The 19,043-nt window shown below is 42.7% G+C and carries 17 protein-coding genes and 1 other RNA gene; 15 read left to right on the plus strand and 3 right to left on the minus strand.

The genetic code is table 11. The features are described from left to right. Positions 1–10 precede the first annotated feature (10 nt). From DEG18_00005 to dprA, 3 genes are all read right to left on the minus strand, one after another. Entirely contained in the window at positions 11–1,489 is a 1,479-nt protein-coding gene (locus DEG18_00005; GenBank protein ID HBX57985.1) for a hypothetical protein, read from the minus strand. Positions 1,490–1,601: 112 nt separating this feature from the next. Continuing rightward, positions 1,602–3,674 (minus strand): type I DNA topoisomerase, encoded by a 2,073-nt coding sequence (locus DEG18_00010; protein HBX57986.1) that lies wholly within the window; start codon positions 3,672–3,674, stop codon positions 1,602–1,604. Next, the gene (dprA, locus tag DEG18_00015; protein HBX57987.1) at positions 3,671–4,552 is read right to left on the minus strand and encodes a DNA-protecting protein DprA; all 882 of its coding nucleotides are present in this window, start codon (positions 4,550–4,552) and stop codon (positions 3,671–3,673) included. The genes DEG18_00010 and dprA overlap by 4 nt, the downstream gene beginning before the upstream one ends. 110 nt (positions 4,553–4,662) lie before the next feature. Between dprA and DEG18_00020 the strand changes: the two genes are divergently transcribed. From DEG18_00020 to mviN, 15 genes are all read left to right on the plus strand, one after another. Further along, positions 4,663–5,379, plus strand: coding sequence for a hypothetical protein (locus DEG18_00020; protein HBX57988.1), 717 nt, complete (start codon positions 4,663–4,665; stop codon positions 5,377–5,379). Then, the gene (locus tag DEG18_00025; GenBank protein ID HBX57989.1) at positions 5,379–6,389 is read left to right on the plus strand and encodes a hypothetical protein; all 1,011 of its coding nucleotides are present in this window, start codon (positions 5,379–5,381) and stop codon (positions 6,387–6,389) included. Before DEG18_00020 ends, DEG18_00025 begins: the two co-directional genes overlap by 1 nt. A 1-nt stretch (position 6,390) precedes the next feature. After that, positions 6,391–7,017 (plus strand): alkaline phosphatase, encoded by a 627-nt coding sequence (locus tag DEG18_00030; GenBank protein HBX57990.1) that lies wholly within the window; start codon positions 6,391–6,393, stop codon positions 7,015–7,017. Beyond that, complete coding sequence (locus tag DEG18_00035; protein ID HBX57991.1) at positions 6,935–7,741, plus strand: hypothetical protein; 807 nt, start codon at positions 6,935–6,937, stop codon at positions 7,739–7,741. The genes DEG18_00030 and DEG18_00035 overlap by 83 nt, the downstream gene beginning before the upstream one ends. Further along, complete coding sequence (gene pgk / locus DEG18_00040) at positions 7,741–8,814, plus strand: phosphoglycerate kinase (GenBank protein ID HBX57992.1); 1,074 nt, start codon at positions 7,741–7,743, stop codon at positions 8,812–8,814. Before DEG18_00035 ends, pgk begins: the two co-directional genes overlap by 1 nt. Next, positions 8,814–9,695: a hypothetical protein gene (locus DEG18_00045; GenBank protein HBX57993.1), complete on the plus strand. Its 882-nt coding sequence runs from the start codon at positions 8,814–8,816 to the stop codon at positions 9,693–9,695. The genes pgk and DEG18_00045 overlap by 1 nt, the downstream gene beginning before the upstream one ends. A gap of 8 nt (positions 9,696–9,703) precedes the next feature. Beyond that, the gene (locus tag DEG18_00050) at positions 9,704–10,138 is read left to right on the plus strand and encodes a hypothetical protein (protein HBX57994.1); all 435 of its coding nucleotides are present in this window, start codon (positions 9,704–9,706) and stop codon (positions 10,136–10,138) included. A 69-nt stretch (positions 10,139–10,207) separates the two neighbouring features. Further along, a complete protein-coding gene (locus DEG18_00055; GenBank protein ID HBX57995.1) occupies positions 10,208–10,930 on the plus strand; it encodes a hypothetical protein in 723 nt (240 codons plus the stop codon). A 66-nt stretch (positions 10,931–10,996) separates the two neighbouring features. Beyond that, positions 10,997–11,389: RNase P RNA component class A (gene rnpB / locus DEG18_00060), an RNA gene on the plus strand. A gap of 88 nt (positions 11,390–11,477) precedes the next feature. Then, positions 11,478–12,860, plus strand: a complete 1,383-nt coding sequence (locus DEG18_00065; protein HBX57996.1) for a hypothetical protein — start codon at positions 11,478–11,480, stop codon at positions 12,858–12,860. 26 nt (positions 12,861–12,886) lie between these two features. Further along, on the plus strand, positions 12,887–14,017 hold the full coding sequence (locus DEG18_00070; GenBank protein HBX57997.1) for a glycosyltransferase family 4 protein: 1,131 nt from the start codon (positions 12,887–12,889) through the stop codon (positions 14,015–14,017). Continuing rightward, positions 14,014–15,153, plus strand: a complete 1,140-nt coding sequence (locus DEG18_00075; protein ID HBX57998.1) for a glycosyltransferase family 1 protein — start codon at positions 14,014–14,016, stop codon at positions 15,151–15,153. The genes DEG18_00070 and DEG18_00075 overlap by 4 nt, the downstream gene beginning before the upstream one ends. A gap of 31 nt (positions 15,154–15,184) precedes the next feature. Then, positions 15,185–15,694 (plus strand): hypothetical protein, encoded by a 510-nt coding sequence (locus tag DEG18_00080; GenBank protein HBX57999.1) that lies wholly within the window; start codon positions 15,185–15,187, stop codon positions 15,692–15,694. 88 nt (positions 15,695–15,782) lie between these two features. Continuing rightward, positions 15,783–17,675 (plus strand): hypothetical protein, encoded by a 1,893-nt coding sequence (locus tag DEG18_00085; GenBank protein ID HBX58000.1) that lies wholly within the window; start codon positions 15,783–15,785, stop codon positions 17,673–17,675. Then, complete coding sequence (gene mviN / locus DEG18_00090; GenBank protein ID HBX58001.1) at positions 17,665–19,023, plus strand: murein biosynthesis integral membrane protein MurJ; 1,359 nt, start codon at positions 17,665–17,667, stop codon at positions 19,021–19,023. The genes DEG18_00085 and mviN overlap by 11 nt, the downstream gene beginning before the upstream one ends. The last annotated feature ends 20 nt before the right edge of the window (positions 19,024–19,043 follow it).

The following is a 19,043-nucleotide window of genomic DNA, read 5'->3' on the forward strand; positions in this document are numbered from 1 at the left end:
AGCGTGGCCATTATTTTATTTTATCCTTCTTGCCGAGGTCCTTGTCTTCGTCATTATTCCTAAACCAACTTCTTATTTTTCTCTTGGCTTCATTTGTTTTTACGAATCTTAGCCAATCCCTAGACGGCTTAGGGTTCTTGCCTCTTATGATGTCGACAACTTCACCGTTTCTCAGTTCGTAATCTATGGGTACCATTTTATCGTTGACGCGAGCGCCTTTCACGCGGTTTCCTAATCCGGCATGAACCGAATAGGCAAAATCAATAGGTGTGGCTCCTCGGGGCAGATCTTTAATCTGACCCTGAGGGGTAAAGACGAAAATACGCGACTTAAGGAAATCTGATTTCACCTGATCGAGTGTCTCTCCGGTCATAACACCTCTTAGGAAGTTCCTTAACTCTATAATCCATTGGACTTCTTTAGGGTTAGTTTTAAACACATCTTTTTTCCCGCTTTCGCTGTAGAGCCAGTGTGCGGCGATACCTTTGTCGGCGTAGTCATGCATTTCTGGTGTACGAATTTGAATTTCTACTAGCTTACCGCCTTCACAGAATACTGTTGTATGTAGGGACTGATATCCTGTTGGCTTCGGGAATGAGATGTAATCTTTGATCAGGCCGGGGAGTGGCTTATAGTGCTTGTGTACTATGCCCATTGTTTCGTAGCAGGACTTAATATCTGGAACAATAATGCGCATGGCCACAAGATCGTATACGCGATTGGGGTCTTTATCGTATTTCAGAAGTTTGCGGTAGAGGCTATATAGATGCTTCACTCTGGAGTCGATGTTTATTACTTTGATGCCAGCCAGGAGAACTCGTTTTTTCACTTCTGGCATTATCTCGTCGATATATTTTTTACGATTAGTGCGCTTATCCTGAATTTGCCTAATTAACCAATTGTATTCTTCGGGTTGAGCATATTTAAATGCCAGATCCTCCAGGTCTCCCTTGAGATTTCCCATCCCGAGTCTCTCGGCGATAGGAGCATATATTTCTAAAGTTTCCATGGAGATCCTTTGCTGATCCTCTGGAGCCATAAATTCCATAGTGCTGATATTGTGTAGCCGGTCGGCAAGTTTGATAATTATAACGCGAATATCCTCGGCCATAGCGAAGAACATTTTTTTGAGTGAGGCCGCATGAGTGGGATCTTCGAGGTCGCCAGTCCTAACGATTTTTCTAAGCTTGGTCACTCCTTCAACCAGGGTGGCAATCTCTTTGCCGAAATCCTTTTTAATTTTTTCAATTGTGAAATCCGTATCTTCGGCAACGTCATGAAGTAGGGCTGCAATTATCGTGGGAGCATCTAGATTCCATTCGGATAATATTTCCGCTACTCGTAGCGGGTGAGTAATGTAATCTTCTCCTGATTTCCTTTTTTGGCCAAAGTGCGCTTTTTGAGCATATTCAAAAGCTTGGAGTACCATAGCCTTCTCTTCTTCGCTGTATTTGGGATTAGATATGAGTTTTTGAAGGGTATCGATCATCGGGGTGTAAAGATATCAGAATTGTATTATTATCGGGCTTGCGTGGCAATATTGCCGATTCTTTTAAAGAGGCCGATTAAAACATAAGACCGCCTTTTGGCGGTCTTATGTTTTAATCTTCTTTTTCATCTGGAGCCTCCCAGGCTTTGTCTTTATCTTCTTTCTCGGCGGCTTTATCAGCTTTCTCTAATGCTGGATTGCGCATTATTTTCTTGGTGTTCTTACATTTAGGATAATTTGAACAGGCTATGAATTTACCGAAACGACCCTTTCTGAAGACCATCTCGCTACTGCATTTATCGCATACTTCGCCCGTCTTCTCTTCTGGTTCTTTGTCTTTTTTCTCTTTCAGGATATTTTTACAAGCTGGGAAGTTGGAGCAAGCGACAAAGCGACCGAAACGACCCATTTTGTAAATCATCTTACTGCCGCATTTATCGCAATCTACGCCAGCATCTTCGATATTGGTCACTTCTTCTTTGGTCACTTCTTCATATTTATCTTTTAAATTCTTAGCAAAAGGATCGTAAAATTCTCGTAGAGTTGGCACCCACTTAATGTCGCCATTGGCGATACTGTCTAAATTGTCTTCCATCTTTGAAGTAAAGTGCATATCGACTATCTCTGGGAAGTGCGCGACTAGAACATCGTTAACTAGGGTGCCGATCTCGGTTGGATGGAAATATCGATTAGGATCCTTGTTAACATAATTTCTGGCGATGATCGTGGATATGGTCGGAGCGTACGTTGACGGTCTGCCGATGCCTTCTTTCTCGAGGGTTTTGATTAGGGAGGCTTCGTTGTATCGTGCTGGTGGCTTGGTAAAGTGTTGCTCCGGAGTCAAATTGATCAGATCCACTTCTTGGCCGTCCTTGACTACGGGGAGAGTATTCTCCGCGATCTTTATGGGATAAATTTTAAGGAATCCATCAAATTTTATAGTAGACCCATTTGAGCGAAAATTGTATTTGTCCGCTTTTATATCGATGGCCGTGGCGTCGAAAACGGCCTTAGGCATTTGAGATGCGATAAATCTGCGCCATATCAAGTTGTATAATTTATATTCTTGAGCGGACAGATGATCCTTTATTGATTCTGGTGATCGATTTGGTTCGGTTGGTCTAACAGCCTCGTGGGCTTCCTGGGCTGATTTGGATTTAGTTTGATATGTTTTTCTTTCGTAATATTGTTCGCCTAAAGTCTTCGTTATATATTCCTGAGCTCCGGTGAGTGATTCCTCGGATAGATTAACAGAGTCTGTTCGCATGTAAGTTATTAATCCGACCGAACCATCTCCGCCAAGTTCTATGCCCTCATAGAGTTTTTGGGCGATCATCATGGTTTGCTTTGCCGAGAAGTGCAACTTCCTGGCGGCATCTTGTTGGAGAGTGCTAGTTGTAAACGGCGCCATCGGCGCTCGGGTGGTTTCGTTCTTCTCTATCGCGTCTATGACATATTTCTTTCCGTCTAAGTCGGATAATATTCTCTTTGCTTCTGTTTCGTTTTTGATTTCGAATTTATCTACCGTCTTGCCATCAATTTTGTTTAGAGTGGCATCGAACTCTTGGCTGTCTGATTTTAACTTTGCGGTTATATCCCAATATTCTTCGGCTTTGAACTTCTCTATCTCTCTTTCTCGTTCGACAACAAGACGAACAGCGACTGATTGTACGCGACCGGCCGATAGCCCTCGAGCAACTTTCTTCCAAAGGAACGGAGATAGCTTGTATCCAACGATACGATCGAGAATCCTTCGGGCCTGTTGGGCATCTACTAAATTCTGATCGATTTCTCGAGGATTCTTTAACGCCTCTTCGATCGCACGTTTAGTAATTTCATGGAAAACTATTCTTTGGATTTTTAAGTCCTTATCAGCTTTTTTGAGCTTCTTGATCCCTAGTGCTTCTACTAAGTGCCAGGATATTGCTTCTCCTTCGCGGTCTTCGTCAGTAGCCAGAATAATCTCATCAGCTTTCTCGGCTAGTTTTTTCAGCTCGCTTACGTTCTTTCTGGCCTTAGTCGGGATAACGTATTTAGGCTCAAAATCGTTCTCTAGGTCAATCCCAAGATCTCCCTTGGGCAGATCTCTAACGTGGCCGTAGGAAGATTTAACGATAAAATCTCCGCCAAGGAAACGGGATATGGTTTTGGCTTTAGTTGGCGACTCAACTATGACTAAATTCATTTGGTGTTTATTTTATACTTACCAGGACCGACTTCTTTTATCAGGCCGTCCATCTCCATTAAGGACATAGTAGCCACAATTTTCTGAGCTTCTTTCCCCGTCTCATCTATAATAGCATCAATTGAGAGGGGGCTGTTGATATTAAGCATCTCTATTATTATATTTTCTAAGGGATTGCGACCAGTTATCTTGGTCTTATCAAGGCATATTTTTAAGTTCTGATATTCTTCTAAGATGTCGTCGGGATGAACGACCAACTTAGCACCTTTCTGAATTAGACTGTTTGGTCCGGCAGATTTGGGGGAGAATATATTACCTGGGATAGCGAATACATCTCTGCTTTGCTCCGCTGCCAGTCTTGCCGTGATTAGAGTGCCACTTCTCTCGTTCCCTTCGATAACCAATACGCCTAGCGACAAACCGCTAACGATCCGATTTCTACGTGGGAAAGTGAAGTCAGCAGCGGCAATATTACTCTCATATTCACTAATAATCAAGCCATCATTATTTAGTATGTCTATGGCGAGTCTGAAGTTCGTGGTTGGGCTGATGTACCTATCTTCGATGCTTGAGCCTAGAACGGCTATGGTTTTTCCGTGGACATCTAACGTGGTTTTGTGGGCTATGGCGTCTATCCCTAGGGCAAGCCCACTAACTATAGTGAAACTGTTCTGAGACAAAGTTCGGACAAAAAACTCGGCCGCTTCGCGACCGTATGGAGTTAATTTTCTGGTGCCGACCACACTAAAGCAGTCCGTCTTCAGCAACGTCTTGTTGCCACGACAATATAAAACTTTCGGTGGATCGGGTATGTGGGCCAGTAGCGGCGGATAATCCTTGGAGCCGATCTTAATTTTTTCGATGGTTGGCTTAATCATTGCATTAAAAATATTTGTTATCACGCCACCTGTCAATTTTTATTGGTGTGCAATTATTTTGATTTTAAAGCTTTTATATGGTTATAATTAGTAAAGATTAAGGGAAAAATATGAAATTATCAGTTATAATACCGGCCCATAACGAAGAGAAGAATATAGTCGGCACAGTCGATACTATAAATGGATATCTAGAGGATAAGAAGATTGATCACGAAATAATCGTAGTCGTTAATGGCTCTAAAGACAAGACTCTTGAGCTAGTGAAGTCTTTGCTGCCAAAGATCTCAACTTTAAAGCTGATCGAGCGTCTTGTCGGAGGCAAGGGCTTTGCGGTTAAAGAAGGTATGCTGCATGCTGATGGAGACTGCAGACTATTTACTGATGCTGACAACTCGACATCGATTGATCACATAGAGAAGATGATGCCATATTTTGAGAATGGATATGGGGTTGTCATCGGTTCGATTGCGGCCAAAGGTCACAAGGTAGCAGCAGGAAGCGAGCCTATGTGGCGAAGGGTTGCTGGCAAGATGGGCAATATATTCATACAGATTATGGCTGTTCCCGGCATTCATGATACTCAGCGTGGATTCAAGATATTTACGGCCAAGGCGGCCCAAGACATATTCCCAAGAATTACAATCGCTGGTTGGGGCTTCGATGTTGAAGTCTTGGCGTTGGCCAGGAAATTCGGCCACAAAATAAAAGAGGTTCCAGTCATATGGAAGAATGATCCAAACTCGCATGTAGGCTTAAAGGCGTATGTTCAGGTTCTAGTGGAAACTATGTCGGTGCGATTCAATTTAATAACTGGTAAATACAAATAATGAATCAATTCAGGCAGGATCCGATAACGGGAGAATGGGTTTTGATTGCAACTTCAAGGGCCAAGGGTCATTTTAAGAGTGGCGGGGAACAAATGAATAAGTTGATCGAGGGCTGTCCCTTCGAAGATCCACAAAAATCCGGGAATGAGGAGCCGATGCTGATTATTAATAGGGGTGAAGTCGTGGAATATAAAGCTGGAATCGATTGGACGACTCAGGTGTTGGTGAATAAAAATCCAGCCCTAACTCCAGGGTTATGTGGACCGATGTCTAAGTATGGCCCATTTAACACGTATGAGGCTCACGGTTTCCACGAATTAGTGATCACCAAAGATCACGATAAAAGTTTCCATAATTTTACGACCCAAGAAACTGTAGAAGTGCTCGAAGCTTATAAGATTCGCTACAACGAGATTGCCAGAGATGATTGTGGTGATTATATCCAGATAATCCATAATCACGGCTTGGGTGCTGGCGCTACGATCTATCATAATCATTCACAAATTTTTTCACTGCCAGTTCTTCCGACTGAAGTTAGAAAGAGTATGCGAGGCGCCGATGAATACTTCAAAAATCATGGCAAGAAAATTTATAATGAGATAATCGACTGGGAGAAGAGCGAGGCCAAGAGAATTATAGTTGAGAACGAGAGGTTCATCGCTCTATGTCCATTTGTATCTAAGGAAGCTTACGAGATTAAGATATTCCCTAAATTCGACAGCTCTAGTTTTGGCGATATCTTAGAATCTGATCTTCCGCAATTGGCGGAGATGATCAATATCGTTATGGCTAAGCTCGCCAAGGCCCTAGACAATCCGGATTATAATATTGTCATTCATACGGCCCCGGTCACTAAAGAGAACGGAGTTAATTACGATTATTATAAATGGCACGTGGAAATTCTTCCTAGGATGACTAAAGTTGGAGCCTTAGAATTGGGCATAAGTGTATACGTTAATGTGATAGATCCAGACGACGCCGCTAAGCTGCTAAGAGAAACTCAAATATAAAATGATTTCAAATATTATTTCCGTAGTTAGCTCATGGGCCTTGGCTTTTATAGATAAAACCGGCTATGTCGGAGTTTTTATCTTGTCGTTGGTTGAGAGCGCTGGTATCCCGGTACCGTCTGAAGTTGTTTTGCCTTTCTCTGGGTTCCTGGCCTATTCCGGTAGATTCTCTTTCTTGGCCGTAGTAGTCATCGCTACTCTGGCTAATTATTTCGGCTCAGTCATCCTCTTTCTGATCGGCAAAAGCGGGGGCCGCTGGTTGCTGGAAAGATATGGCAAGTTTTTATTAATATCGCGCCACGATTTGGAGGTTGGCGACAAATGGTTCTATCGTCACGGCGCTAAGGTGGCATTTTGGGGAAGATTACTGCCCATAGTCAGAACTTTTATTTCTTTACCGGCGGGCATGGCTAGGATGGATTTTGGCAAGTTCTCTGCCTACACTTTAGCTGGAGCGTTCCCGTGGAATTTACTGCTTGCCTATGTTGGCTTCAAGGCTGGTGCCAACTGGAATATACTAAGAGCGTATTTCCACAAAGCTGATTATGCGATTGTTGGGGTGTCAGCAATCTTGTTATCGTGGTTTTTATATAAAAAATATGAACAAAGAAAAGTTAATAGTATCTAACTGGAAAAATTACATTGCGAATCAGGCCCAAGCCCAAGAAATATTGGACGCCGTTAACGACTTGCTTGAATCTCGAGGCGAGAACGGAGAGCTTTCTCTAGTTTTCTGTCCCGATGAGAGCTTGATTGTTTCGACCTCAGAGCTGCTCCAAAAATCTCATCTTGAGAATTCAGCATTTTTAGGAGTTCAAGATTTATTGGACGATTATCCAGCTGGGCTGCAATACGTGATCTTGGGGCATTCGAGTAAGCGGTGGCCGACTGTCGGCGACGGAGAGACTAGCGTATCGATTAATTCCAAGATAAAAAGATCGCTCGAGAAGGAGTTGACGCCGATAGTATGCATTGGCGAAAAAGACAAGGGTGTCGATGCCGAAGATTTTATAAAAAATCAAATAAATAAAACCTTTGCTGGACTAACTCCAGATCAGGTGCAAAATTGTATCATCGTCTATGAGCCAGTCTGGGCTATAAGCGGAAATCCCGATGCCCAAGCCGATAATCCCATAGATGCCTCGAATAAGATTCAAATTATCAGAGATTACATTCGAGCTGATTGGGACTTAGAAGATGACGTGATGGTTCTGTATGGTGGCTCAGTATCGTCAGATAATGTCGTAGAATTTATCAGTAAAGAGAATATAGCTGGCGTGCTCATCGGTAGGGCGAGTACTCAGAAGGAAGAGTTCTCTGGTATACTCAACAAATTATTTGCGATGCAATAATGAAAACCATAAAAGAGATCGGAAATATTAGGGGCAAGAGGATCCTGGTTAGGGCGGATCTAGACGTGGCCGTTGTGGCCGGCCAGATATCTGAGAGTTTTAGAATGGAGAAACAAAAAGAGACCATTGATTACATCGTAAATAACGGTGGCAAGGTGGTGATGGCTGGTCATATCTCAGATATTGATTCATTTGGAACATTGATCGGGCAGATCGAAACAATACTTGGACGTAAGATTGTTTTAATTAAAGATTTAGCTGCCATTAAGAGCTTTCTTCGTGATAGTGCTTTGCCGGTAGGACTGCTGGAGAACATCAGAAAGTTTGAAGGCGAAAGAGAGAACTCCGAAGATTTTGCCAAAAGATTAGGGCTCGGTTTCGATATATATATCAACAATGCCTTTGCTGTCTGTCATAGGAATCAGGCCTCGATATCTGCGATAACTAAATTTTTGCCATCGTTTGCTGGTTTTCAGCTAGAGAAAGAAATATTGAGCTTGAGAGAATCTCTCGATGCGCCAACGTCCGGGAAGGTAATTATCATGGGCGGAGCCAAGGCTGAATCAAAAATACCGGTGATAAAAGCCTTTCTCAGGCGCTCTGACAGGATATTAATTGGTGGAGTAATCGCCAACGATTATCTAAAAGCCAAGGGATTCGAGGTGGGCGAGTCGAAGGTTGATGCCGATGTTGCCAAATTATTTATCGGCGTGGACTTGAATGATCCCAAGATACTAGTACCTAGGGATTTTGTAATAAGTGATAAGAAAATTTTGGACATAGGTCCGAAGACGATCGAAGAGTTCACTTCCATTATTAAGAGCGCAAAAATGATCATTTGGAATGGTCCGGTGGGCATGTTCGAGGACGACAGGTTCAGCGAAGGAACGAGAAGAATCGCCGAAGCGGTGGCTACCATTAGTGAAACGATAGTTGGCGGCGGAGATACGATCTCGGCCGTTGATAAATATGGTTTATTTGATAAATATAAATTTATATCAACCGGTGGGGGTGCCATGTTAGAATTTCTGGCTGGTAATGTTCTTCCGGGGATTGTGGCCTTAAATAAATAATGACTAAATTCAAAGAAAATAGAGATATCGATAGGGCGATTGGTGATAATAAGAAAATTATAGTTTTTTATCACAAGGATTGTACTGACGGATTTTGTGGAGCCTGGGCGGCTTGGATGAAATTTGGCGATACCGCTGAGTATGTCGGCATAGAGCCCAATGCTAAAGCTCCCCTAGTAAATGATAAGGAAATCTACACTATTGATGTCGGCTTTTTGGCGGAAGAGAATGTGGTGCTAATGGCCAATAATATAAGGCTGACATCGATTGATCATCATGTTAGTAGAAAAGATTCTGTACCAATGACTCAAGATTATTCTTTTGACTTAGAACATTCAGGTTGTGTGTTGGCTTGGCAGTACTTCCATCCTGAGAAACCGGTGCCAAAACTTTTATCTAGAGTGGAGGATTTCGATCTCTGGAGGTTCAGATTGATCGGAACTGATGCCATAGTCTCCTTCCTTGATTTATATGATTTCAATTTCGATATCTATTCGAAATTAATCGAAGACTTTGAAGACGATAAAAAGGTCGCTGGATTTATAGAAAAAGGCAAACTTTTATTAGAGTACGAAAATAAACAAGTAGATAGAGCCGTGAGTAACAATGCTCAGCTTGCAATCTTTGAGGGCATTAAGACTTATGTCGTCAATGCGCATGTATATCATTCGAGGATTGGCGCGAGATTGGCAGAAATTCTACCGCCGATGGCTCTAATTTGGCACGAGAAAAGACATAGGCGCTATGTCTCTCTAAGATCGGATGGTACCGTTGATGTATCTGCTATGGCTGCCAAATATGGCGGCGGTGGGCATAGGGCTTCTGCTGGTTTTACTTTTGAGTTAGGCGAAAGATTTCCGTGGGAATATATTAATGAATAAAAAGATATATGGATAAAATTATTATACACACAGATGGTGGGTCGAGAGGGAATCCTGGCGAGGCGGCGATTGGCGTGGTTATTGATGGCCCGCTTACTGGGAAAAAGGAATATGGAGAGTATCTTGGGCGTGCTACTAATAATCAGGCCGAATATCAGGCGCTAATATTTGCGTTGAAGAAGGTAAAGCAGTTGGTCGGATCTGATAAGTGCAAGGATGTAACCGTCGAATGCTTTCTCGATAGTGAGCTGATAGTCAAGCAGATGAACGGCGAGTACAAAATTAAGGACGAGAGCATAAAAGAATATTTCTTGGAAATCTGGAATCTGAAAATCGATTTTGGTAAAGTGACATTCAGGCATGTTTTCAGAGAGAAAAATACAGAGGCCGATAGACTGGTCAACCGGGTTCTGGATCGCGAGGACAATAAATTGGCAATATAATTCGAAGACAAGTTGAGTCAAGAGGCGGCCTGATGGCTGCCTCTTGACGTATAAGGAATTTAGCGTAGAATGTTGGACAGTGTCTCAATCTTGGAGGTGGCTCAAATGCAGACGGGTAAAAGAAAAGATCTGGGACCTGATGGACTTTACGGTTTTTTGAAAAATCTATTGCCGGAATCGAAATTCACCATCGCCGAGCTAACTGGTTTGGCCAATAGGGAGCTTCTTAAGCAGAACCTATTCGATGTTTCGACTCAGTCGGTGTATAAGGTCGTGGTTAGGATGATGGGGAAGGGATTGGTGTCTGTAGCGAGCTCAAGTATTGACAAGAGGAATAGATCATTCGTGGCGAAGTTCATTCGAGAAGCTCCAATCGGCTTGCTCGTCATCGACAAAACGCCTCCGACGAGCGAAAATGTTACGAAATTGATGGCTGAAGTTGGTGACAAGATCGAAGTTGAAACCGCAGTTGCGAAGACTACGGTTATCAGCAAGGAGATAAGCGAAAGAATCGCCGCTCTTAATAAAATGAAAGAAGAGCTTGATCAGCTACTAGCTGGCGATGTTATTTCCGAGACGCGCGAGAAGCTCAATCAGTTAAGAAGCGAGATTGAGGCATTGGCCGAATTAGCGGGAGCCATAGTGTGTTTCGATTGTAAACTGAAGAGAGAAAAGATGACCACCGACAGGGTGATGTTGTTTAATGCTTCTGACAGATTAAAGGCTAGGGAAGCTCGTTTGGCGGCTGACGCTCTTCGGGGCGGTCCGGCAGCTGTTGTTCATTCCAAGTAAAGTATCAATTCTGAGGGCGAAAGCCCTCTTTTTTCATCCGAAAAAGTGTGCTATAATATGTATGTCCTCGTAAACTAAGCAATCGCTCTTATCGCAAGATAGGGGAGGAAAGTCCGAGCACTACTCCGCGAGCGTAAGCGAGCGGATAAAACGGTAGCGGGTAACGCCCGTCGCTAGTAATAGTAGAGGTGCGAGCAGAGACGTCTTGCCTCGAAAGGGGCGGAAGATTAAACCCAAGTTTTTGCCAAATTGTCAGAAACTAATGTCTAGCCTTGATTCGGGTGAATAAGATCAAGGGTGAAACGGCTAAATCCTTACTGGGGTGCAAGATCAGCGTTTCCGGCTTCGGCAACCGCTGGAGCCGGATTCGAAAAGTTAGATCGCTCGAGCTTATTGGTAACAATGAGCCCAGATAAATGATTGCTCTCGACAGAACTCGGCTTACTGTTTACGGGGACACCTAAAAATCCGCCAGAGGCGGATTTTTAGTAACCAAAACCTTAAATTGAAATAAAAGACCGATTGTGGTAATTTTGGGCCATAAACCATGAAAAAATCAGATCTATTTTTTAACGTAACGCGCCTACCGGCTGATTTCTTGATGCTCGTAGGTGCTGGCGTGGCCACGTATGTTTTAAGAACTAGAATCTTATCTGCTTTCAGGCCGGTTCTTTTTACTTTCAATCTACCTCTTTCTCAGTATATATATCTAGTCTTATTCGTATCAATCCTGTTTCTAGCGGCTTATGCGATGTCTGGCCTTTACTCAATGAAGATAAAAATGGGTAAGGCGGAAGAGCTTTCGAAAATTGCCATAGCTTCTTCAGCTGGAATTATGGCGGTTATAGTTGCCATCTTCTTGAGGCAGGAGCTTTTTAATTCCAGATTCCTGGTTATGGGCTATTGGTTTCTAGCTATCATTTTCGTTTTTATCGGGCGGCTAATCATTAGGCTAATACAAAGATATTCAGTTTCGAAGTATGGATTCGGCACTCACAGGGTGTTAATAGTTGGAAGCGACGAAGTGGCTAATAATATCGGACAGAATATAAGGAGTGACCCGGCTTGTGGGTACAGGATAATCGGTCAGCTAGCTAGCCCAGAGATCCTAGAAGTCAGCGATTATATGCATAGGGGATTAGAGGAGATTATTCTAGCCGATTCTAACTATCCGACAGAAAGGATAGCTGAGCTAGTTGATTTTTGCCACGAGAATCATCTGGTTTTCAAATTTGTCCCCAATTTATATCAAACTTTAACTTCAAATTTTAGCATCGATATCATAGATAAATATCCCATCATAGAGCTAAAGAGAACACCGATGGATGGCTGGGGCAAGGTAGCCAAGAGGTCTTTAGATATAGTCTCCGGCGTGCTTGGCTTAATATTGCTATCTCCAGTTTTAGGCGTATTTGCTTTTGCTATTAAATGGGGTACCGAGGGCCCCGTATTTGTGAAGCTTAAGAGAATAAGTAAGAATAAAAGCTTCGATTTATACAAGCTCAGATCTATGGTGAATAACGCTGAAGAATTAAAGCCATACCTCCAGCAATTTAACGAGAGAAGCGATGGGCCGCTGTTTAAAATAAAAGAAGATCCAAGAGTGACTAGTGTCGGTCGTTTTATTAGAAAATACAGGATAGACGAATTGCCACAGTTCTGGAATATATTGAAAGGCGATATTAGCCTTGTTGGTCCTAGGCCACATCAACCAGACGAGATAGCTAAGTATGAGAAAAGGCATAGAAAGGTTCTGGCGATAAAGGCCGGAGCAACGGGTTTAGCTCAAGTTTCTGGCAGTTCCGATTTGCCGTTTGATCGTGAAGTGGCGCTTGATAGTTTTTATATTGAGAATTGGTCATTGTTACTAGACCTAAAGATAGCGATTAAGACGATTTTCAAAGTTTTTAAAGATAGATCGGCGGCATAAGACGAGTCTTGTTAGAAGTCGTCCTAATGTGTCTGCGGGGTCGTATAATTAAAATTGTGGGGCTGATAACTTCTAGCTGGATGAAAATAGCTTTTGTACATGAATATCTCAATCAGTTTGGTGGAGCCGAAAGAATGCTTCAGGTTTTGTGTTCCATATTTCCTAACGCGCCAATCTATACGTTAATGTATGATCGTGAGGCGACGGGGGGCATATTCGATGGCAAAGTAGTCAGGACATCTTTCCTCCAGAATTTTCCTTTTGCCAAGAAGCATCACCACTTATTCCCGTTGCTGATGCCTTTGGGCATCGAGCAGTTTGATTTTTCGCAGTTTGATGTTGTCATCTCGATATCTGCGTCATTTGCTAAGGGCATTATAACTAAGCCAGCGACTCGACATATCTGCTTGTGCCTGACGCCTCCAAGATTTCTGTGGGATAATAGCCAAAAATTCATGGAAGAATTTGGGTACCCATCTTTTATTAAAAGAATTATTCCGCCATTCATAACTTATTTGAGAATCTGGGACAAGGAAGCGTCGTGTAGGGTAGATGATTTTTGGTCAATATCTAAATTCGTAAAGGATAGGGTCAGGAAATATTACAATAGGGACTCCGAACTAATATATCCGCCGGTTAATGTGTCTAAATTTAATATTTCGAATGAAGTCGGAGATTATTTCCTTATGGTCGGCAGGCTCGTTTCATATAAAAGATTTGATCTTGCCGTGCGTGCCTTTAATAAGCTCGGTTTGCCGCTAAAGGTAATTGGGATTGGTCCCGAGATGAACAAACTGAAAAAAATTTCCAAAAAGAATGTTGAGTTTCTTGGTCTTGTGTCGGACGAGATTCTGGCCAAATATTATTCCGAAGCTAGGGCCTTAGTATTTCCGCAAGAGGAAGATTTCGGCATTGTCCCCTTGGAGTCTATGGCTTCTGGTCGCCCAGTCGTTGCTTTCAGAGGCGGCGGGGCTGTTGAGACTGTTATTGGCGACAAGACGGGCGTATTCTTTGACGAGCAGAGCGAAGAATCTATTATAGATTCAATTCGTAAATTTAATGACATGAGATTTGATCCAGCGGTATGTCGATCTAGGGCAGAAGAATTCGATACTGGTATCTTCAGGAAAAATGTTTTACATAAGTTAGGCATATGACGATTGGAATAGACATTCGTATGCTGGCCAATAAGCGTAAAAGTGGTATCGAAGAATATACCGAGAATCTGCTTTCGCACATGCTCTTTATCGATACGAGTATTAAGTTTAAATTATTCTATAGCTCATTCCGCGATCACATAGGAGATTATTCGTGGCTTAATCTTCCGAACGTAGATCTTGTAGACTACAAAATTCCAAATAATCTACTTTTCGGTTCTGCTAGAGTCTTTAACTGGCCATTTATGGATGAGCTTATGGATGGAGCGGACGTATTCTTTTCGCCTCATTTTTTCCTTGCCCCGTTATCTAAAGGATGCAAGAGGGTTACGACTATCCATGATCTGTCATTCGCATCTTTCCCAGAATATTTTTCGGCTAGGCAGAATATATGGCATAGAATTGAAATGTCGCCATCTAAACAGTTTAAATCGTCAGATAAGATTATCGCTGTATCCAAATCTACTAAAGACGACTTAGCTAGTAAATACGACATTGATCCCGCCAGGATAAATGTCGTGCATTCTGGGATTTCGGACAATATCGCTAGGCCCACCGATGAGAATCTAGAGAAATTTAGGCTTAATAAGGGATTACCGGAAAAATTTATTCTATTTTTGGGGAAACTTGAACCGAGGAAAAATGTTGTGGCCTTAATCAGGGCTTTTAATATGCTTAAATTACAGACGGGTTTCGAAGATCTGAATCTTGTCATCGCTGGGACAAGGGGCTGGTTATCTCAATCGATTTTCAAAGAAGTTGCGGCTTCGCCATATAAAAGCCAAATAGTGCTTACCGGACACGTAGTGGACGATGACAGGAGTTTCTATTATAGCTTAGCATCTGTTTTTGTGTATCCATCTTTATTCGAAGGCTTTGGCTTTCCGCCGCTTGAAGCGATGCGTTGCGGAACCCCTGTTGTCGTCTCCAATAACTCGTCGTTACCAGAAGTAGCGGGCGATGCCAGTATAATGGTCGATCCTAGAAGCGTAGATGAGGTTGCCTTTAGTGTACGGCAAGTTTTAGTAGATCGTGAGCTGAGAGCTAGCCTTGTTGAGCTAGGGGCTAAGCGTGCCGCTCAGTTCACTTGGCAAAAAGCTGCCGAAGAAACGCTAGATATAATTATCCACGCATAAATTACTCAATTTAGTTGTATAATGACTATGTATGCCCCTAGAAAAGAATAAAGTAATTGGGGCGATGTTTGACGTAAAACCAGTCGATAATACTGGCCGCGTTGATTTATCCAAAATGTCCCAGATTGGGCCAGTTTTGCATTTAAAAAAGAATTCCCTAGAAAATGGATTTTTCATTCGCGAATGGGATGGCGGAGCTGCTGGTAGGGTGACTGTGCGTGTAATTAAAAAAAATATTCCAAGACATGATAGCTTGGACCCCAAGCGTGTTCGATTCGCATCTGATTTAGAGAGAACTATAAACGATGAGATGGAACCAATAGTGACCCTGGCTAGCATTGGTGGCATTGTCCACGGCAATGATTTAATCTCTAAGCCTCGACTTAGGCCAATACAAAACCTTCTAAATACAAGCACAGAAACTCCAAGAGAAATCCTTGAGCAAGAGAGGATCATAAACGAAATTTCGAAGCCAGTCAGTAGAAATTCTGACTTNNAGAAAAGCCGAAATAGATTTGTGGCTAGAAAACTTACAAAATAGTAGGACTAAAATTGATTACACAAGACCATCGAGGAGCAGATTTATTTCCTTTGGTAGGATTCTATCATGGAAGAATCTCCTGATCATAATGGGGATAGCCGTAGTCATCTTTTTTGTCGCTAGGCACGGTTTTAATCTTAAGAATGAAATTATTAGTGAGGGCAATGCGGCGGTTAAGAACTTAGAAGATGCCAAGGATAAAATTGCAAGCATGGATTTCCTGGGCGCCTCTGACAGCTTCGCGGATGCTTATGAAGAATTTACTAAGGCTGGTGAGGGTCTAAATTTCATGGGTGCGAGTCTTGGTTCTCTTATAGCCGATTTACCGGGTGCTGAGAAAATTAAATCGGCAAATAATTTGATTGAAGCCGGCAAATTAATCGCAGATTCGGGCAAGGCTATGTCTAAGGCCATGGAGGTTATCTCCCAGACTGGCCTTATTCTGAACCCGACTACTCAGGGTGGAGGTTCAATCGGGAAGATGCTTGGCTCACTCAAGAACGGCCTAGCCGTCTCGGCCGCTAATTTAAAGAAGGCTGAAGTTCTATTGGCAGATGTAGATCCCAGCGCTTTGCCAGAAGAAAAAAGGACTGTGTTTATTAGCATGAAGTCTGAGCTGCCGTTGTTCAACAATCTAATTAGCAATAGCGTTGACTATGCCGCTTTCCTAGAAGAATTAGTTGGGCTCAAAGGCATAAAAAGATATCTGTTGTTATTCCAGAACCCGGCCGAGTTAAGAGCTACTGGTGGTTTCCCGGGCAGTTACGCCACGGTTACGTTCCAGGACGGATCATTGAAGCAGTTTATAGTGGATGACGTATACAATTTAGATGGTCAGCTGAAGGAAAATATTATACCCCCAGCACAGATGCAGCACATAACTCCGACTTGGGGTATGCGTGATGCTAACTGGTTTGTAGATTTTCCAACTTCGGCTAAAAAAGTTGCGTGGTTTTATAAAAAAGAAAGTAATGGGCTAGATGTAGATGGAGTAATCACGATTAGCCCCAATATAATATCGAAGATACTTGAGATCGTTGGCCCAATCGATATGCCTGAATACAACATGAAGATCGATAGTAAGAATTTTGCGACTGCAATCCAGAGTGAAGTTGAATATGGCGAGAATAGGGCGCAGCCCAAGAAGATATTAATGGATATGGCCCCTCGTCTTCTAGCTAAAATATATTTATCCGACAAGGAGGAGTGGTTAAATATTTTCGATACTTTTGTATCGAGCATGGAGAAAAAAGATATCCTCATGTATTTCAAGGGTCTAAGTCTTCAGTCATTCGCTTTTGACAAGGGTTTCAGCGGGCAAATCAAAAAAGTCGAGGGAGACTACTTGATGGTTAACTTCACCAACGTAAAAGGATCGAAGACTGATGCTGTAACCGATACGTCTATCAAGCTGAATACGAAGCTAGCCGAAGATGTCTCTACGCACATGCTAACAATAGCCAGAACTCATAACGGCGGAAAGAGCGAATTTGGTTTCTATAATAAGCAAAATCCAGCATATGTCAGAGTCTTAGTGCCGGAGGGTTCTGAGCTGATTAGTATATCTGGGAACAAGCTGCCGGATTTTAAGCCCTTAGTCGATTATTCAAAGGCACAATTTAAGAGAGATGACGATCTGTTCGCTTTGGAATCTTCTCAGTATTTGGATCAAGAGAAAGGCGTAACTATATCCAAAGAAGCGGGTAAAACAGTTTTTGCTTTTTGGATGATCATTGATCCTCAAAAAACCGAGACAATAAATATTGAGTACTCTGTACCGAGAAAGGCAGGCGCCAAGGGCTACGAAACATTCATTCAGAAGCAGCCTGGCTTAAAAGTTGATAGTTTTGAGTTCTCCTTGGATAGATCTGAAGGAGCTAAGGTGGTGGGATCGCAACCGGTATTGAATAAGGTTGGCGATAAATATATTCTAAACGGTGAACTGGAAAATGACCTATCAATTAAAGTGAATTTTGAATAGGCTAACTGCTATATTTAAGGGTTCTACGGGTAAGATATATCAAGCCGGAGCAATTCTGGCTTTTTTTAGCTTGGCCTCAAGGTTGGTCGGACTTTTGAGGGATCGCATCTTGGCGGCAGATTTTGGCGCTTCGCGATCACTTGATATTTACTACAGTGCTTTTAAAATTCCAGATTTCATTTTTAATCTAATAGTTTTAGGTGCCGTTTCGTCAGCTTTTATACCAGTATTTATCGAAAGCTATAGGCTCGACAAGATCAGGGCTTGGCGATTGGCTCAGAACTTTCTGTCGGCAATAGCTTGCCTTGTTGTTGTATTCTGTTGCCTGGTGTTCGTATTTATCAGGCCCTTATCCTCAATATTGATGCCTGGTTTTGCTGGCGCTGATCGAGAGCTGGCTATGCTTCTTACGCGATTGATGCTGTTGAGTCCGATAATATTCTCTATAAGCACGGTCGTGGGATCAGTACTCCAGGCTCTGGAAAGATTCTGGGCCTATGCTCTTGCGCCAGTATTCTATAACTTGGGCATTATCGTCGGCGCGATATTTTTTGTGCCCATGCTCGCCAGCCGTGGGATTAACGAGGTTTACGGTCTTGGCTTTGGGGTGATCTTGGGTGCGACACTACATCTATCGGTGCAATTGCCGTCGGCTATCCATGTTGGATTTAGATTTAGACTTATTTTTGACTGGGCCGATGAAGGGTTGAGAAAAATATTCAGATTAATGTTGCCACGCACGATTGGCCTTGGCGCCTATAGCCTAGACGCCGTGATCACTAATGCGATCGCTACGACCATGACCGCGGGTAGTATTACGATTTTGAACCTAGCTAATAATCTTCAATTTGTCCCGATATCGGTCATAGGTATTTCGATGGCCACAGCCGTTTTCCCGGCGTTGTCTTCTCATGCTTCTGGCCAAGAAAAGAGAGATTTTACGTATAAGCTCAGAGACACACTAAAGAAAACGTTTTATATCGTTTCGATGCTGGCCGTCCTGATGGCCGCGTTGAGCTATCCGATCATAAAATTGCTCTTTGGTACTGGCTCATTCGGCGGAGTCAACATCAGAGAGACGGCATTCGTGCTGAGTATATTTATGATTGGAGTCGTTGCCCAAAGCTTAGTGCCGATTCTGTCGCGGGCATTCTATGCAATCCAGAATACTCGCACCCCCGTAATCGCAGCGATTATTACCATATCTCTAAATATAATTCTTAGCCTAGTCTTCTCTTTTGTTTTTCATTGGGGCGTCCGCGGGTTGGCGCTAGCCTTTTCCATATCTGGAAATCTAAACTTTTTAATACTCTGGTATCTGTTCAATTCAAAGATAAAGAAGATTTGAAAAAGTAGCTAATTTAATGT

This window comes from Candidatus Yanofskybacteria bacterium (genome assembly GCA_003514055.1).
Taxonomy (GTDB): domain Bacteria; phylum Patescibacteriota; class Minisyncoccia; order 2-02-FULL-40-12; family GWA2-44-9; genus UBA12115.

Bases quoted from the DNA above. Each gene is read 5' to 3' on its own strand.
- DEG18_00035 (HBX57991.1), top strand. From the start codon at position 6,935: ATGCGATTGTTGGGGTGTCAGCAATCTTGTTATCGTGGTTTTTATATA.
- DEG18_00005 (HBX57985.1), bottom strand. From the start codon at position 1,489: ATGATCGATACCCTTCAAAAACTCATATCTAATCCCAAATACAGCGAA.
- DEG18_00030 (HBX57990.1), top strand. From the start codon at position 6,391: ATGATTTCAAATATTATTTCCGTAGTTAGCTCATGGGCCTTGGCTTTT.
- DEG18_00050 (HBX57994.1), top strand. From the start codon at position 9,704: ATGGATAAAATTATTATACACACAGATGGTGGGTCGAGAGGGAATCCT.
- DEG18_00075 (HBX57998.1), top strand. From the start codon at position 14,014: ATGACGATTGGAATAGACATTCGTATGCTGGCCAATAAGCGTAAAAGT.
- DEG18_00025 (HBX57989.1), top strand. From the start codon at position 5,379: ATGAATCAATTCAGGCAGGATCCGATAACGGGAGAATGGGTTTTGATT.
- DEG18_00045 (HBX57993.1), top strand. From the start codon at position 8,814: ATGACTAAATTCAAAGAAAATAGAGATATCGATAGGGCGATTGGTGAT.
- DEG18_00085 (HBX58000.1), top strand. From the start codon at position 15,783: ATGGGGATAGCCGTAGTCATCTTTTTTGTCGCTAGGCACGGTTTTAAT.
- pgk (HBX57992.1), top strand. From the start codon at position 7,741: ATGAAAACCATAAAAGAGATCGGAAATATTAGGGGCAAGAGGATCCTG.
- dprA (HBX57987.1), bottom strand. From the start codon at position 4,552: ATGATTAAGCCAACCATCGAAAAAATTAAGATCGGCTCCAAGGATTAT.
- DEG18_00010 (HBX57986.1), bottom strand. From the start codon at position 3,674: ATGAATTTAGTCATAGTTGAGTCGCCAACTAAAGCCAAAACCATATCC.
- DEG18_00055 (HBX57995.1), top strand. From the start codon at position 10,208: ATGTTGGACAGTGTCTCAATCTTGGAGGTGGCTCAAATGCAGACGGGT.
- DEG18_00020 (HBX57988.1), top strand. From the start codon at position 4,663: ATGAAATTATCAGTTATAATACCGGCCCATAACGAAGAGAAGAATATA.
- DEG18_00070 (HBX57997.1), top strand. From the start codon at position 12,887: ATGTGTCTGCGGGGTCGTATAATTAAAATTGTGGGGCTGATAACTTCT.
- DEG18_00065 (HBX57996.1), top strand. From the start codon at position 11,478: ATGAAAAAATCAGATCTATTTTTTAACGTAACGCGCCTACCGGCTGAT.